General features: G+C 46.9%; 16 protein-coding genes and 1 pseudogene. 9 read left to right on the top strand and 8 right to left on the bottom strand.

Annotated elements, in window-relative coordinates; all coding sequences use genetic code 11:
* From WBA89_RS23440 to WBA89_RS23450, 3 genes and pseudogenes are all read left to right on the top strand, one after another.
* Positions 1-262: pseudogene (locus WBA89_RS23440) on the top strand (Uma2 family endonuclease); the annotation flags it as partial.
* A 128-nt stretch (positions 263-390) separates the two neighbouring features.
* A complete protein-coding gene (locus tag WBA89_RS23445; RefSeq protein WP_424409819.1) occupies positions 391-1482 on the top strand; it encodes an SPFH domain-containing protein in 1092 nt (363 codons plus the stop codon).
* A 370-nt stretch (positions 1483-1852) separates the two neighbouring features.
* Positions 1853-3106 carry a hypothetical protein gene (locus WBA89_RS23450; protein WP_424409820.1) on the top strand — a complete coding sequence of 418 codons (1254 nt, stop codon included), beginning with the start codon at positions 1853-1855 and terminating at the stop codon, positions 3104-3106.
* Here WBA89_RS23450 and WBA89_RS23455 read toward each other — a convergent pair.
* The gene (locus WBA89_RS23455; RefSeq protein WP_424409821.1) at positions 3083-3307 is read right to left on the bottom strand and encodes a hypothetical protein; all 225 of its coding nucleotides are present in this window, start codon (positions 3305-3307) and stop codon (positions 3083-3085) included. The genes WBA89_RS23450 and WBA89_RS23455 overlap by 24 nt on opposite strands.
* A 371-nt stretch (positions 3308-3678) precedes the next feature.
* The gene (locus WBA89_RS23460) at positions 3679-3939 is read right to left on the bottom strand and encodes an NblA/ycf18 family protein (RefSeq protein ID WP_424409822.1); all 261 of its coding nucleotides are present in this window, start codon (positions 3937-3939) and stop codon (positions 3679-3681) included.
* 135 nt (positions 3940-4074) lie between these two features.
* On the opposite strand from WBA89_RS23460, the gene WBA89_RS23465 reads away from it, so the two are divergent.
* Positions 4075-4671 carry a phycobiliprotein lyase gene (locus tag WBA89_RS23465; RefSeq protein WP_424409824.1) on the top strand — a complete coding sequence of 199 codons (597 nt, stop codon included), beginning with the start codon at positions 4075-4077 and terminating at the stop codon, positions 4669-4671.
* A gap of 260 nt (positions 4672-4931) precedes the next feature.
* Positions 4932-5687 (top strand): phycobilisome rod-core linker polypeptide, encoded by a 756-nt coding sequence (locus tag WBA89_RS23470; RefSeq protein WP_424409826.1) that lies wholly within the window; start codon positions 4932-4934, stop codon positions 5685-5687.
* 345 nt (positions 5688-6032) lie between these two features.
* Here the strand turns inward: WBA89_RS23470 and WBA89_RS23475 are convergent, their stop codons facing one another.
* Together WBA89_RS23475 and WBA89_RS23480 are read right to left on the bottom strand one after the other, a co-directional pair.
* Positions 6033-6974, bottom strand: a complete 942-nt coding sequence (locus WBA89_RS23475) for an RluA family pseudouridine synthase (RefSeq protein WP_424409833.1) — start codon at positions 6972-6974, stop codon at positions 6033-6035.
* Positions 6975-7146: 172 nt separating this feature from the next.
* Positions 7147-8595 (bottom strand): RecQ family ATP-dependent DNA helicase, encoded by a 1449-nt coding sequence (locus WBA89_RS23480; protein ID WP_424409827.1) that lies wholly within the window; start codon positions 8593-8595, stop codon positions 7147-7149.
* A 338-nt stretch (positions 8596-8933) separates the two neighbouring features.
* Between WBA89_RS23480 and WBA89_RS23485 the strand changes: the two genes are divergently transcribed.
* A complete protein-coding gene (locus WBA89_RS23485) occupies positions 8934-9107 on the top strand; it encodes a hypothetical protein (protein WP_424409828.1) in 174 nt (57 codons plus the stop codon).
* On the opposite strand, the gene WBA89_RS23490 is transcribed toward WBA89_RS23485, so the two are convergent.
* Positions 9104-9484 carry a hypothetical protein gene (locus WBA89_RS23490; protein ID WP_373535441.1) on the bottom strand — a complete coding sequence of 127 codons (381 nt, stop codon included), beginning with the start codon at positions 9482-9484 and terminating at the stop codon, positions 9104-9106. The two genes, WBA89_RS23485 and WBA89_RS23490, sit on opposite strands and share 4 nt — an antisense overlap.
* Before the next feature lie 299 nt (positions 9485-9783).
* On the opposite strand from WBA89_RS23490, the gene WBA89_RS23495 reads away from it, so the two are divergent.
* Positions 9784-10392, top strand: a complete 609-nt coding sequence (locus WBA89_RS23495; RefSeq protein WP_424409829.1) for a M23 family metallopeptidase — start codon at positions 9784-9786, stop codon at positions 10390-10392.
* Between the two features lie 350 nt (positions 10393-10742).
* Here the strand turns inward: WBA89_RS23495 and ftsH are convergent, their stop codons facing one another.
* Positions 10743-12683, bottom strand: coding sequence for an ATP-dependent zinc metalloprotease FtsH (gene ftsH / locus WBA89_RS23500; RefSeq protein ID WP_424409830.1), 1941 nt, complete (start codon positions 12681-12683; stop codon positions 10743-10745).
* A 447-nt stretch (positions 12684-13130) separates the two neighbouring features.
* On the opposite strand from ftsH, the gene WBA89_RS23505 reads away from it, so the two are divergent.
* Positions 13131-13676, top strand: a complete 546-nt coding sequence (locus WBA89_RS23505) for an NADPH-dependent FMN reductase (protein ID WP_424409831.1) — start codon at positions 13131-13133, stop codon at positions 13674-13676.
* A 226-nt stretch (positions 13677-13902) separates the two neighbouring features.
* Here WBA89_RS23505 and WBA89_RS23510 read toward each other — a convergent pair whose 3' ends face one another.
* Positions 13903-14133 carry a hypothetical protein gene (locus WBA89_RS23510; RefSeq protein ID WP_194064088.1) on the bottom strand — a complete coding sequence of 77 codons (231 nt, stop codon included), beginning with the start codon at positions 14131-14133 and terminating at the stop codon, positions 13903-13905.
* 131 nt (positions 14134-14264) lie between these two features.
* On the opposite strand from WBA89_RS23510, the gene psb32 reads away from it, so the two are divergent.
* Entirely contained in the window at positions 14265-14987 is a 723-nt protein-coding gene (psb32, locus tag WBA89_RS23515) for a photosystem II repair protein Psb32 (protein ID WP_424409832.1), read from the top strand.
* A gap of 44 nt (positions 14988-15031) precedes the next feature.
* Here psb32 and WBA89_RS23520 read toward each other — a convergent pair.
* On the bottom strand, positions 15032-15123 hold a 92-nt coding region (locus tag WBA89_RS23520; RefSeq protein WP_424409834.1), incomplete at its 5' end, for a DUF4346 domain-containing protein.

Below are 15123 nucleotides of genomic sequence, written 5' to 3' on the forward strand. Positions count from 1 at the left end.
TGTTGAAGTTTATCACCTGATCGAAGATAGGTTTGAATTAGTTGCTGCAAACGATCGCGGTCATTATCCGATTCCGCAATTAGGAGTGGAATTGGGGATTTGGCAAGGAATGTATCAAAATGCTGAGCTACCTTGGCTGCGCTGGTGGGACAGTCAAGGGAATCTGTTGTTAACGGGTTCTGAAAGAGCCGATCGCGCCGAAGACAAATTAGAGCAATTGCGCGCTCAACTGCGATCGGCTGGAATTGAACCCCAATTGTGAATTATCTGAAAGGGCGATCGCGCCCCCATCAGAGCGCGGCGATCGCACCTAAAAACTTTACCAGGGCGATCGGGAAGTTCGATCGCCCCTATTGAAGCTAAAATCAAACAACAACTCAAAATAAATCTATGGGACTCTTTGACAAGATTCGCGGCGAATTTGTCGATATCATCGAATGGTTAGACAACACCAACGATACCATTGCCTATCGATTCGAGCGCCACCAAAACGAAATCAAACAAGGTGCTAAACTAACTGTACGACCAGGACAAATAGCAGTCTTTGTCAGCGAAGGCCAAGTCGCCGATGTCTTCGATCCTGGAATGCACGAACTGTACACCCGCAACTTACCCGTTCTGAGCACATTAAAAGGTTGGCCCTACGGTTTCAACTCTCCCTTCAAAGCAGAAGTATACTTTTTTAACACCAAAATATTTACCAACCTCAAATGGGGAACCGCTAACCCCGTAATTATCCGCGATCCAGAACTCGGCCCCGTGCGAATGCGGGCTTTTGGAACCTACAACATTAAAGTTTCCCATCCCGAACAACTTTTAAAGCAATTAATCAGCACAGACGGACTATTTCAAGTAGATGAAATTAGCGAACAACTACGCAATACCATAGTCAGCGCCTTTGCCAATTGGGTTGGCAATTCCCGCGTTCCTTTGCTGGACTTTGCAGCCAACTACACGCAAATGGGCGAACAAATACGCATTGCCCTACAGCCAAATATCCAGCAGTTCGGGTTAGAATTAACTCAGATATTAATTGAAAATATCTCGATGCCGCCTGAAGTGGAAGCAGCACTCGACAAACGAGCCTCGATCGGACTTCTGGGAAATATGCAGCAATATACCCAATATCAAGCTGCTAACGCCATAGAAGCATCAGCAAATAACCCCAGCGGCGGCAATCAAGCATTAGAATTGGGCATGGGAATGGCAATGGGTCAGCAAATGACAAATATGATGCAGCCGCCAGCATCTCAAACACCGCCGCCGCCTCCTCCTCCACCAACACAAACTCAGTGGTATATTGCCCAAAACGGTCAACAATTAGGCCCTTTTGGATTGGAGCAACTTCTGCAAAATGGTTTGACACATCAGGTAATGGTTTGGCGGGCGGGTTTTGATGGCTGGAAATTAGCATCGCAAGTGCCGGAATTAGCCTCTTTGTTGGCAACAGTACCGCCGCCTCCCCCACCAGCAGCAGCCTAAAATTTGGCAGATTTAGTTAATTGGTAATAGGCGATCGGTACGCTTTCCCGATTACCGATTATACCAATTTTTTATGAGGCTGCATAGAATCCGATCACCCTTAGCTTGCCCCCTACTCCCCCTTAATAATACCATTTTGCAAAAAAAAGTGCTACATAGAACCCCCCCAACCCCCCCTTATTAAGGGGGGGCTAGAACTTCATATATAGCAAGTATTTATTAAATTGGTATAAGGGGGGGGGACAAGATTCCGATCAAAGTCAACCCCTACTCCCCTTATTAAGGGGGATTTAGGGGGATCGAGATATGTGCAACGAACCATTAAATTGGTATTACTTATTGCGTGTTACCTCACAAATCAACTACTATTATGAATAATTCTGAAGCTGCTATTAAACGTTTTCCCTGTCCTAGCTGCGGGGCTTATTTAGAGTTCAACCCCCAAGCAGGAAAGCTCAAGTGCGGTTACTGCGGCTGGGAAGATGCAATTCCCCAAACTGCGGAAGAAGTAAAGGAGAATTCCTACGAACAATATCTAAAAGTCGATCGCACGGCGCTGACAACTTTATCCACAACAGCCCTGGAAGTAAAATGCAATGATTGCGGAGCAAGTATTACTTTTGAACCGCCGAAAGTAGCGGGTAGATGCCCGTTTTGTGCTTCTCCAATTGTGACGCAACCTGTAAAAGCCAGCCCTAGCCTGCAACCAGAGGGAATTGTACCCTTTGAAGTTACTGATAAACAAGCCAGAGAAAGCATTCAGAAGTGGCTCAGCAACCGCTGGTTTGCTCCTTCTGCTTTGAAATCCCTATCGCAACAGGAGAAAATTCAAGGGGTTTATTTGCCGTTTTGGACTTACGACTGTTATACGGTGAGTTACTATCAGGGCGATCGCGGAGAGCATTACTACGTGACTGAGAGTTATACAGAAACTAATGCTAACGGCGAAACTGAAACTAAAACTCGCCAAGTCCAGCATACCAGATGGTGGCCTGCTTCTGGCAGAGTCGATCGCGCTTTTGATGATATTCTGATTCCGGCGACAACTTCAGTCGATCGCCCGCGTCTGGATGCACTGGAACCTTGGCATCTCAAGGAGTCATTGCGCCCTTACAATTCTTCTTATTTAGCTGGGTTTGAAGCACAGCGATCGCAAGTTTCTCTCTCTCTAGGATTTGACTCTGCTAAAAATGTCATGGCGGGTACTATTCACTTCGATGTTTGTAGAAATATTGGCGGCGACGAGCAGCGGGTTCACAGCATTTCTACAGATTACAATGCTATCACTTTTAAGCATATTTTGCTACCTGTGTGGATGTGTGCCTATCGCTATCAAAACAAGCAATATCAAGTAATAGTTAATGCTCGCAGCGCCGAAGTTCAAGGCGAACGTCCCTACAGTGCTTGGAAGATTGCTGCTGCTGTTGTTAGCGGTATCGTGTTTGCAGGTGCGATGTACCTATTGTTTAGTGGTAATTGGAGATATCTCCCTATTCCCGGCCTGCCCGATCCCGAATCCCAACCAACTTCCCTACGTGTACCGCGCCAAACTTTACCGCCAGTTTCTATTCCCTCTACCGCACCTGTACCGAACAAGAAATTACCGCCAGCACCTGTTCCCTAAGCGGCTAAAAACTTCGCAGATCGGGGTTTTGATGCCGTCAGTTGCGAAGGTGTTGGCAAAAAATTTATTGGCATCTTGATAAACTTGAGGTGCATTTCCTTCGACTACCAGCCGCAATTTTGCTGCAAATAAATCTAGAGACAAGTCTCCGGATAAAATTTCCTCTCTGGGCGCGCAGGTATCAAAGATTAATGGCAACATTGATTATTAGTCATTAGTCATTAGTCATTAGTCATTAGTCATTAGTCATAAGTCATTTTCAACTGCCAACTGCCAACTGTCAACTGTCAACTGCCAACTGCCAACTGCCAACTGTCAACTATCAACTGCCAACTGACTACTCACTAAATATAACCCCGCACCTATTAGCATACCAAGTGCGGGGGTTTATTTATCACAACACCTAAGTTGCGTCTATTATAGTGGACGATAGCAGCTATCACATTTTCTTGATCAATACTCCGGACAGTTTTTGATACCGAGGCTGAAACCCTCATTTTACCGTTAGAATTTGACTTCACTGAGAAGGATGAAACCCTCATTCTGCAGTTAGTGATTGAAAAATGTCCGGACTATTGCTTCATCCAATACTTTAACAAATTTTCTTTGACCATATTTTGCCGCATCACTTCGAGCAAGTATTCCTGAGCTTGGTCTTGGCTTAAGCTCTTAACTTGTTCGCGCAGGACTTGCAGTTTGAACTGCTGTTCCATGCTGAGGCTGGTTGTAGGCATATCCATAATTCGCTCCTCCAGTTTGCTGAGATCGATGCGATCGCGATCGAAATGACGTTTCGCAGGATTTGTTGTGTCTCCTACATTGTAAACTATCATAACATTCGCTTGACAATATGTCCAAAGTAGACATTTTGATACTAATTTGTGCCGCAAAAGTACATCTAAGTGGGGAGAGCTTTATCATAAAAAGGCGTAAAGACCGGGAAGCCTAAGCCAAAGGAGCTATTTTGTATGGATGCAATGGAGTTTTTTCAGAGCAGTGCTGGAGAATGGCGATCGCAGCGCAGCACTCACCACCTCGCTTTCCGCCAAGCGGAGATTGGGGATTCAAATATTCAGGTAACGGCCCTAGGTGCGGATGACGCGCGAGTGGCTGAAATTTGCCAGATGCACGAGGTCGATCCGAGTCGGGCTGCTGGGGGAGCATTTGTGACTTGGCACGGCACTATGGCGTGGGATAAGGATGATGAGAATCACAAGGGCTCTACCGTATTCGCGATCGTCCCAGATCCTGAGAATCCGCGGCAGGGTTTGATGTTGCGGGAACGGGGTTATGCCGAAATTGTGCCGGTGGCCGGCCGTTTTGAGATGGATGACGAGGATGCGCTGCTGCTGATTACCGAATACGAGACGATGAGTTCGATCGAGCGTTTTTGGTTTGCCAATCCCAACGTGCGGATGCGGACAAGTAGCGTCAAGCGCTTTGGCGGTTTCAGCACTTCAACTTTTTGCACTGAAATTCGGGTGGAACCGGATGCGGATGCACCGAAGCAAGCAGCAGAGGAACAGGCTGCTAAGGGGGAGTTTTACTCTGCTTTGGGTTGGTAATTTAGTCATTAGTCATTAGTCATTGGTCATTACTTTGCGTTTCGAGACTCAGCCGACTGCTGACTGGTCACTAATGACTACTGACTGCTGACTAATGACTTCCCCAAAGTCAACAAATGTTACAGATTGTTGCAAAAAATCAGGAAAACCAGATTTAGATTGCCCGAATCCCCTAATCTGTATGTTGGTTAGTTGTATCGTTATGCTGGCAGCTCGCGGTATCAACTATTTCTGAAATTTGAGATAACGGAGATTATAACGTGGCGCTTCCTTTGTTAAATTACGCCCCTAAGAGCCAAAATCAGCGCGTTGCTGGTTATGAAATAGGGGGCGACGAGCAGCCGAGAGTTTTCACAACTGAAAATGTGCTCTCGTCGGGAGACATGGAAAATTTGATTTGGGCTGGATATCGCCAGATTTACAGCGAACACCAAATCCTCAAGAGCAACCGCCAAACGTTTTTGGAATCGCAACTAAAGTTCGGTCAGATTACGGTGCGGGATTTCATTCGCGGTTTGGCGACTTCGGCTCCTTTCTTGGAGCGGAATTATCAAACTAACAGCAACTACCGATTTGTCGAAATGTGCGTGCAGCGCGTTTTGGGCCGGGATGTTTACAGCGATCGCGAAAAGATTGCTTGGTCGATCGTGGTAGCCACTAAGGGGCCTCAAGGGTTTATTGACGAGCTGGTCAATAGCGATGAGTACCTGGAAAAGTTCGGCTACGATACAGTACCTTACCAGCAGCGCCGGATTTTGCCTCAGCGTGTTGGAGGAGAAACTCCTTTCAACTTGAAGACTCCTCGCTACGGTGAGTACCACCGCTCGCAGCTAGGCTTCCCGCAAATCATTTGGCAGACGACTGTTCGCCGTTTTGTTCCTCAAGAGCAACAAGCGAAGGCTGGCGATCCGTCCAACTATTTGGGTATGGCTCGCAATATGCCGGCGCCTGCTACTCCCCCGCAGCGCGTGCCTCTGGCTAATATCAATATTGCGACGATGGTTCCTCGCCGCTAATTGATGCTGCTTGGTGCTATTGTTTGTGTCGGGCTATGGATTTAATCGATCGGATTTTAGTCTGAGAGAGTTTTGAGTCTTGAGTTTTGAGGTTTGAGTTTTTTTGTTAAACTTGGAATCCAAAACTCAGGACTCTTGATTTTTTGAGGGAAGAAGGAAGAAGGAAGAAGGAAGAAGGAAGAAGATATTGAGCGGACTTATTGCATAAATCTTCGATTGATAGGTCAACCGCAGATTAAGGCAGATAAACACAGATAAACGCAGATAATTTTAAGAATTGAAAGTGAATAAATACAATCTTGTCTGCCAATTACCAATTACCAATTACCAATTACCAATTACTAATTATAAAATATTAGCTCGCAACCGCAATATTTTCAACAAAGTGTTGAATCGATCGGGCAAAGGCGCGATCGCCTCAATCAACTCTCCTGTTACCGGATGCTGCAATGTCAGCCTCCAAGCGTGGAGGGCTTGTCCGGTTAAATTTACTCCTACAGAACGGTTGGAACTGTAAACTGGGTCGCCGACAATCGTGTGTTTGATTTCGGCGGTGTGGACGCGAATTTGATGGGTGCGGCCGGTTTCTAATTGATAGTGGATTAAGCAATAGTTGCCGAGTCTTTCTTTGATTGTACAGTGAGTAACTGCGGGGCGGCCGCCTTTTTCTACTGGTACTACTGCCATTTTTTTGCGGTCTGCGGGATGGCGACCAATTGGTAAATCTATTGTACCTGTTTCGATACTGGGAACGCCGTAAACTACGCCTAAATATTCGCGGCGGGCGGTTTTGGATTTCAGTTGGGCTTGCAGGTGTTGGTGGGCGATGTCGGTTTTGGCGATCGCGATCGCCCCTGTGGTCTCTTTGTCCAATCTGTGGACGATTCCCGGCCTTTGAACTCCCCCGATTTCTGCTAGGGGACAGTGCGCTAACAGGGCATTTACTAATGTGCCGTCTGGATGTCCGGCGGCGGGGTGGACGACTAATCCGGCGGGTTTGTTGATGATAATTAGGCTGTCGTCTTCATAGAGAATATCGAGGGGAATTGATTCCGGCTGCAAGGAAGTGGGCTGGGTTTCGGGTAAGGTGAGGTGGATGCGATCGCCCGTTTTTACTGATATTTTTTTCGAGGTGCAGGTTTCGTCGTTGACTTTGACGTTGCCTTGTGATATGAGAGTTTGGATTCGCGATCGGGATAAATCCGGTATCTGGTTTGACAGCCAAATATCTAATCGCTGATTAACAGTATTTTGATTAACTTCCCCTGTATTTTCAACTGTGTACATTTGTTCTGTATCTATTTCTATCATTTACTTTCTTTTGTAATCGGTAATCGGTAATTGAAAATCAATCGATTTGCGTGCAGTAAATATCTTGTAGGGGCGGGTTTCACCAACAATACGCGCCTGTCACTAACAATCTCGTAAACCCGCCCCCGCGAACACGATAAATCTCAAATCACCGACAATTATCGCAGTGTCCGCAGCGCATAGATTTCGCCTCATTTGCAAACCCAAAAGCTTGCAACAAAAATTGCCACCTGCACTGTCGGTGTTTCAAATATTTTACCATTTCCTCAGCGACAGTAAAATTGGGTTTTTCGGCTGTTTTCTGTGCAGATTGATTGATAACATAATTAAAAGGATCTTGCCATGTTAATTGTCCGCTGCTGTGCAGTATGGAAAGGGCGATCGCACTTTCGGGAAATTCGCGCCCCACTGCATCTATATTACCTTTCACTGGCAGATTTTTAACTAATTGTTGGGCTTCTCGGTATTGCGATCGCAATTTATCTTGAAAAAACTCCTTTCTTTGTTTGTCTTCGGGATAAAGCAAGCCCGTAGGTTCGCCAATCAATGTCAGGGCGATCGCCGATTTGCCGTCGCGTCCGCCTCTACCAATTTCCTGAATGTATTCCGATAATAGCAAAGGTGCTTGAAAGTGCACAATCCACCGCACGTCCGGCTTGTTAATTCCCATCCCGAAAGCACAGGTACAAATCACAAATTTAAGATCGTTGTTCAGCCAAGCTGTTTCTATTTTTCGGCGCGATTCTGGACTCAAACCTGCATGATAGGCTGCGGTTTTATAACCTGCACCTTCCAACAAATTAGCCAAATTTTCGCTATCTTTTCTCGTGCGGACGTACACTAAACCTGCTTGTTTCGGTCGAGATTTAATAAAATTTAATAACTGTTGTTTGCGTCCCCTCGGTGTCCAGACAGTCTGCACTTGCAGGTGCAGGTTAGAACGGTAGGGACTTAGCAAAAATGCTTCTGGTTTTTGCAGTTCCAAGACATTTTTGATGATTTTTTGTGCTTCCGGGTTGGCGGTAGCGGTGAAGGCTGCGATCGCAATTTTACTACCTTCTGGTTTAGCTTTCAACAAAGCCGGTCGCACTGCACCCAAACGGCGGTAAGCAGGTCGAAAAGTATCGCCCCACTGCACTAAACAGTGAGCTTCGTCTAATATTAAACCGTTGATTTGGATGTGGGGCTGACTGATAATCTCCCAGACTGGTTTGCTGAGCAATGTTTCGGGAGACAAATACAGCAATCTCAACTTATTTTGTTGCAGCGATTGCATTGTTTGTCGGCGCTGCTGTGCTGACAGTTGACTGTGGAGGAGGGAAGCGGGGAGATTGCGATCGCGCAATTCTTGCACTTGATTTTCCATCAATGCGACTAAGGGCGAAACTACCAAAGTCAAGCCTGTTTGTAACAAAGCTGGCAGTTGAAAGCAGATTGATTTGCCGCCACCTGTCGGCATAATTATAATTGTATCTTTTCCTGCTAACAAACTACCGACGATTTCTGCTTGCGGCGGTCGAAAGTCGTCGTATCCCCAGATTTTTTGGAAGGCGGCGCGGGCTTGATTTAATAATGTTGGTTCTGGTTGGTATTTCATTTGATTTATCCCCAAATCAGAAGAGTTAATTATAGCAGACAGTCCTGGATGCAGAAGATTGAGATATATCTAAGGTGGCGCGCCCTCAGCCATTAATACCAAATCCGTTAGTATCGGAACGATTCATTTATCTGTCTGTTCTCGCTCCTCTGTAAGGAAGCATCTCCGGCTTGGCAAAAAGCATTTTTTGTTGAGAGTGCGCGCACAGATTCTCCCTCTGCGTCCTCTGTGCGCTCTGCGGTTCAATCATTCCGGTGGAGCCGGATTTGATACGATCGCCTCGCGGCTGGCGCTCTTCAACACTAAGCGCGTTGGCACCCTACAAAATGAGTCAAATTATGATTGAACTATATTATGAATTTTGTTTGAGGCGCGATCGACAAATAAACGTGAAAATATCATATTTATTTGAGAGTTGGAGTTTTGGATTTGAGATGGCGATCGATTCTAAATCCTTGCAAATCCCCAAATATCGATCCAAAATCCCAAATCCAAAATCTACGATCGCCTAAGATTGACCGTCTCGGCGGCCGAGTTCGTAAACGCCGCCGCCAATACAGGCGATCGTCCCCATAGATACCGCCCAACCAGTGCCCAGAGACCATTCGACTCCCCAATTGCACAATCCGCCGACAATCAAAAAGGGCAGAATGCTCAACAGGGAAGCGTAAAAGGCATTTTGAGATTCTCTGGCTTGGCGGGTTCTCTCAAACTCCGCTTCCGAGGTGTAGAGGGATCTTTCTGCAAAATTCATCCAGCGGTTGAGTTGCAAGATTACCCATTCTGTGAGGGGCGACAGACCCCAGTACAGGGCTAAAGACCACAAGGACGCACCGGCGATCGCAGTTGCATCTATGGCAAAACTAAAAGGGAAAATTTCAGTAAGCATTGCTTATGTGTGTTATGAATTTGAGATTTCAGACGGCATCCAAAATCCCGGACTAAACTATAGTGTCAAACAAAAGCTCGATCGAATTCAACCGCAGCACAAATTTCACCGGGCCAACGACTTTCTGTTCGCTACAATATTTAAGCTGAAGGCTTGACACCAGTTCTGTATGCAGTAAGATACACCTTGGTTAACTGATTCGCTAGTAGATTCAGCACGCGAGGCAATCTTGCAGCGAATTGGCACAACAGACAACGCAGATTCGCCAACACATTAAACTTTCAGGAGTTAAATAAATCGTGCAAGACTCTAGGGGCCCGCTGACGGTTAAACGCTTTTTTCACCTTAGACAGATACTACTGTTAGTTCTTTCGCTCTGTATCGTGGTGATTAGCCCTTATTTGCAGCAGGAGTTGGTCAAGGCTCAGTCAGCTTTACCAACCAAAATCGCTACGGGTAATTTGTGGCAAGAAGCTTCTTTTCCCGTCGAAAGTTTTGAAGCCTACACTTCTCCGTTCGGCCCCCGCGGCGGAGATTTTCATTACGGTTTGGACATGGCGGCGCCCGAAGGCAGCTACATCCGCAATTGGTGGGGGGGTCAAGTGGTGGAAGTTTGGGAAGATGGCAGGTGCGGCACTGGTATGGTGGTGCGATCGGGAGATTGGGAGCACATCTACTGTCACCTCAGAGGTAGAGTAGAAAAAGTTAGCGGCGGGCGCTATTATGTCGATCGCGAAGGCGGCCTGCAAATTTGGCAGGGTCAAACGGTGCCGGCGGGTGCGAGAATTGCCAGAGTGGGAATGACGGGCCGCACCAGTGGGCCTCACTTGCACTGGGGATTGAAGTACGGCGGCCGCTGGGTAGATCCGGCTTTGGTACTTCGCGAAATGTATTCCAATCAGTCTTAATTAGTCATTAGTCATTGGGCATTGGGCATTGGGCATTGGGCATTGGTCATTAATTAAGGTAAAGAGTCATTAGTGATTAGTTAAGGTAAAGAGTCATTAGTCATTGGTCATTAGTCATTTTTTTGGGTTAGTAGTAAAGTGCTTCAGGCGCACTCTAAAAATAGAGTCGGTGCATAATTCCTACTTCGTTAACTAATGACTAATCACTAATCACCAATGATTGATGACTAATGATTCTTTACCTGAATTAATGACTAATGACTGATGACTGATGACTAATGACTCTTTACCAACTGCCAACTGACAACTGCCAATTGCCAACTGACAACTGACAACTGCCAACTAACTCTTTACGTTGGAGCTAACTCTTTTTTGGTCAACTCGGTGTATCGAGCGACAATTTGGCGGAATTGGTCTCCGTCGATCGTTTCTTCATCCAACAGCACTTCCACAAGTTTGTCTACCAAGGGGCGGTTTTCGCGGATGATCCGGCGAGCTTCTTCGTAGCAGTGAAAGGCAATCTCCCGGACTTGCCGATCGATCTTGATTGCCATTTCTTCGGAATACTCGGCTCGCGAATTCCAGCTTTGACCCATAAACACCTCATTGTTGGGACTTTCCAAAGCCACAGGCCCCAAATTCGACATCCCGTGAAGCGTTACCATCTCCCTAGCGAGGCTGCTGACTTGTCTGATATCGCTGCTGGCACCCTTGGTTACTTCGGCATCGCCGTAAATTTCAGCCTCTGCAGCCCGTCCGCCCAAAGCTACTGTAATCCGGCTTAACAGCCAAGCCCGACTTGTCAAACCTTCGCTGTCGATCATTTCGTCGTCGTACACAAAGTTAGCAAAGCCTCCGATGCCGCCCGAACGGGGAATAATCGTTACTTTTTCCAGCGGATCGGCATTTTTGAGCATGGTCGCGACTAGGGCGTGTCCGATTTCGTGGTATGCTACAATCCACTTTTTCTTGCTGTCGAGCAGCGGATTCAGAGTAAGCCCGATCGTGATCCGGTCGATCGCATCGTGAACTTCTAAGTTACCAATCGTGTCTTTGCGCCGCCGGGCGGTGAGAATTGCCGCTTCGTTGAGCAAGTTTGCCAAGTCAGCGCCGGAAAAGCCGGGGGTGCGGCGGGCGATCGTATCTAGGGCAACTTCTTCGTCGAGTTTTTTGTTGCGCGCGTGCACTTGCAAAATCCCCAAACGTCCTTTGTAGCTGGGTAAATCTACCGTTACTTGTCGATCGAACCTGCCGGGCCGCAGCAGGGCAGTATCGAGCACGTCAGGGCGGTTAGTCGCTGCAATCACAATCACGCCGCTGTTACCCTCAAAGCCGTCCATTTCTGTCAGCAACTGGTTGAGAGTTTGTTCGCGTTCGTCATTTCCGCCGCCGATACCAGCGCCGCGCTGCCTTCCTACCGCGTCTATTTCATCGATAAAGACGATGCAGGGGGCGTTTTCTTTGGCTTTTTTGAACAAGTCGCGGACGCGGGAAGCGCCTACTCCGACGAACATTTCGACAAATTCGGAACCGGAGATGCTGAAGAAGGGGACGGCTGCTTCGCCTGCGATGGCTTTTGCCAACATTGTTTTACCGGTTCCCGGAGGCCCGATCAACAAAACTCCTCTGGGAATTTTCGCGCCGATGGCGTTAAAGCGTTCGGGTTTTTTGAGGAAGGTGACGACTTCTTGCAGTTCTTCTTTGGCTTCTTCGATCCCTGCTACGTCGTCGAACATCACCCCGGTTTTGGCTTCCATTTGGAAACGGGCTCGGGATTTGCCGAAGTTCATGGCATTTCCTTGGGATTGGGTCGATCGGCGCAGGATAGCCATCAACACTGCCAGCACTGCAAAAATCACTAGCAAGTTTACTACTAAACTGACTGCCGCAGCATTATCGGCTGTTTGTTTGACTTCAAAGTCAATTTTTTTGGCGCGGATTTGCGAGTACAGTTCCCGGTTGTTGTAATCGAACAGGGTAACAGTTTGGGTTCGATCGCTTTTTTGATCTTTTAGCTTAACTCTGGCAGTTCTTTGAGTTTCGTCTATTTCGATTTTACTGACTTGCCCTTTCTCTATGTTTTCGATGAGTTTGCTGTAACTCATGGTGTTGTTTGGCGCGCTGTCGGCAAAAACCGGGGTCGAGAGCAATATTCCTTGAGAAATCACCAAACTGCCCAGGATGCGCCAAAGATTCCGCCCGGACATTGATTTTTTAGGATTCTGCTGGCTCGATTTGTCGTTTTTTACAGCTAGATGCCCCAGCCATGCGTGTTTCCAAGAATTTTTCATATTGCTTTTTTGCCCGAGGTTGAAGACTGCCAAGATTGACCGCTTGTGGTTTGCTACACTCATTTATTTTAACAAGATGCCGGGTGTTGGATGGGTTTCTCTGTAGCTGGCTTCTCAAGAGTCCGCTGGAGAGGGCTGGTTTTGAATCCGCTGCCACTAATAAACCGGGTTTTTTACTGAATTTGGGGCTTCGATCGGGGATTTTGCTCAAAAAACCCGGTTTCTCGGCCTGGTACACTAAACTTACGGACTGCGACTGATAAACCGGGTTTTTTCCCAAATCTGTGGCTTTAATCAAGAATTTTGGCAAAAACCCGGTTTCTCGGCCACCTCCATAAATCTCAAATCTCTAATCTCTAATCGATTGACAGTTGCCGATCGAACTTGTTAGATTAATCATAATCGTAATGAGTACGCTTTAGTTTTAGGTTATTGTTTTTAAGTTTTATGGTGAAAATTGTCGGCATTGGTGGAAGTCTGCGGGCTGGCTCTTACAGCCAGTTAGCATTGAAGGTGGCAGCAAGTCGGGTGCAAGCCCTGGGCGCGGAAGTTGAAATATTCGATTTGCGATCGATCGACCTGCCCTTCTGCGACGGTGAGAATGATTATCCCGATTACCCGGATGTGGAAAAGCTGCGGAATGCGGTAAAGCAAGCCGACGCTTTGATTTTGGCAACGCCGGAGTATCACGGCAGCGTCAGCGGTGCTCTCAAGAATGCCCTCGATTTACTCACTTTCGAGCATTTGGACGGCAAAGTTGCGGGTTCGATTAGCGTTTTGGGAGGGCAAGTCAACAGCAACGCGCTCAACGATTTGCGAACTATTTTGAGATGGGTGCACGCTTGGGTAATTCCCGAACAAATTGCGATCGGACAAGCTTGGAAAGCTTTTAGTCCTGACGGTAAATTGTTGGACGAAAAACTGTCTGAAAGGTTCGACGAATTTGCTAAAAGTTTGGTAGAAAATACGCAGAAATTGCGAGGAATTTCATAGCCAAAAGCTAGCTTTTGGTAATGGGGAATTGGTAATGGGGAATTGGTAATGGGGAATTGGTAATGGGGAATTGGTAATGGGGAATTGGTAATGGGGAATTGGTAATTTGTATCAACTAACTAACAACCAATAACCAATAACCAATAACCAATAACCAATGACTAATGACTAATGACTAATGACTAATGACTAATGACTAATGACTAATGACTAATGACTAATGACTTCAAAATGGCATATCGATCGTGTCTCCGAAAGGATACGGTATGTCGATCGGCATTCTTCCGGGTTTTGACTCGTACTTGTCAATCCACTTTTTGGCTAATTCCAAAGCTTCCTCCTCAGTCTTGGCATTTTGGACGGCGACGTGGCGGTTGCCCCGGCTATCCCAAACTTCGACGTAGAATACTTTCTGCGATTGCAGAATCCAACCTTTATAACTGTCTGCTGGCTGCATAGTTAAAATCCTAAAATCATCGGGCGGGAGTTCGCAGGGCGACCTAATTTTAAATATTGCTGTGCATAAATTGCATTTTACGCTGGTTTCTATAGTATTTTTGGGAAAAAGTCAGTTTTACGGTTAACCTCATGACTAGACTCCTCAAGCAATTATTTAACTGGAGAAAATATCTCCAACCAGTGGCGGCGGCGATCGCGATCGCCCTGATCGCCTCGCAGGTAGCGGTATTGCCGGCCTTGGCGACTGGCGTTTACGAAATGCCGCTGCTGTCGGCGGGCGATCGAATTTGGGTGTTCGACAAAGGCGACGTACTCAGCCGCAGCAGCGAAAGCAATATCACCAGCCAACTCGACAACCTAGAAAAACAAACAGGCAAAGAAGTCAGGTTTGTCACCATCCACCGCTTAGACTACGGCGAAACAACTGCCACTTTTACTAACCAACTGTTTGAACAGTGGTTTCCCAAAAAAGAAGACCAGACCAATCAAATTTTACTGGTTCTCGACACTGTTACCAACAGCGCCACAATTCGCACCGGTGAAGGGGTGAAGTCCCTGCTAACCGATGAAATTGCCCAGAGTGTAGCTGGGGAAACCTTGCAAGTGCCGCTGCGGGCAGCTAACAAATACAACGAGGCGTTGACGGAGGCGAGTTCGCGCATTGCTACTGTTTTGTCCGGTGAACCAGATCCGGGCGCGCCTGAAGTTGTTGATAACATTCAAGTTGAAGGCACGTTTAAAAAAGCTGAAGAAACAGACCAAGGTAATGCCACAGTTGTTGTGGTTGTGCTGTTGGTGTTGGCGACAGTGATTCCGATGGTGACTTATTTCTGGTATCAAGGTTTTTCTTGAACAGTTGACAGTTAACAGTTAACAGTTAACAGTTAACAGTTGCACTAATCTTGAACGTATTCTCGATCGCTCAACAATGCAAGTTCTGCCCGCACAAATTCCCGTCCCAGATAAGCCGCGTGATCTAACATTGTCA

The sequence above is a fragment of the Microcoleus sp. genome (assembly GCF_049646505.1).
GTDB lineage: Bacteria > Cyanobacteriota > Cyanobacteriia > Cyanobacteriales > Microcoleaceae > Microcoleus.

Coding starts and splice junctions, on each gene's coding strand:
- WBA89_RS23480 (WP_424409827.1), bottom strand. CDS start 8,595: ATGAAATACCAACCAGAACCAACATTATTAAATCAAGCCCGCGCCGCC.
- psb32 (WP_424409832.1), top strand. CDS start 14,265: ATGACTAGACTCCTCAAGCAATTATTTAACTGGAGAAAATATCTCCAA.
- WBA89_RS23475 (WP_424409833.1), bottom strand. CDS start 6,974: ATGTACACAGTTGAAAATACAGGGGAAGTTAATCAAAATACTGTTAAT.
- WBA89_RS23445 (WP_424409819.1), top strand. CDS start 391: ATGGGACTCTTTGACAAGATTCGCGGCGAATTTGTCGATATCATCGAA.
- ftsH (WP_424409830.1), bottom strand. CDS start 12,683: ATGAAAAATTCTTGGAAACACGCATGGCTGGGGCATCTAGCTGTAAAA.
- WBA89_RS23460 (WP_424409822.1), bottom strand. CDS start 3,939: ATGATAGTTTACAATGTAGGAGACACAACAAATCCTGCGAAACGTCAT.
- WBA89_RS23450 (WP_424409820.1), top strand. CDS start 1,853: ATGAATAATTCTGAAGCTGCTATTAAACGTTTTCCCTGTCCTAGCTGC.
- WBA89_RS23490 (WP_373535441.1), bottom strand. CDS start 9,484: ATGCTTACTGAAATTTTCCCTTTTAGTTTTGCCATAGATGCAACTGCG.
- WBA89_RS23465 (WP_424409824.1), top strand. CDS start 4,075: ATGGATGCAATGGAGTTTTTTCAGAGCAGTGCTGGAGAATGGCGATCG.
- WBA89_RS23510 (WP_194064088.1), bottom strand. CDS start 14,133: ATGCAGCCAGCAGACAGTTATAAAGGTTGGATTCTGCAATCGCAGAAA.
- WBA89_RS23485 (WP_424409828.1), top strand. CDS start 8,934: ATGATTGAACTATATTATGAATTTTGTTTGAGGCGCGATCGACAAATA.
- WBA89_RS23505 (WP_424409831.1), top strand. CDS start 13,131: ATGGTGAAAATTGTCGGCATTGGTGGAAGTCTGCGGGCTGGCTCTTAC.
- WBA89_RS23455 (WP_424409821.1), bottom strand. CDS start 3,307: ATGTTGCCATTAATCTTTGATACCTGCGCGCCCAGAGAGGAAATTTTA.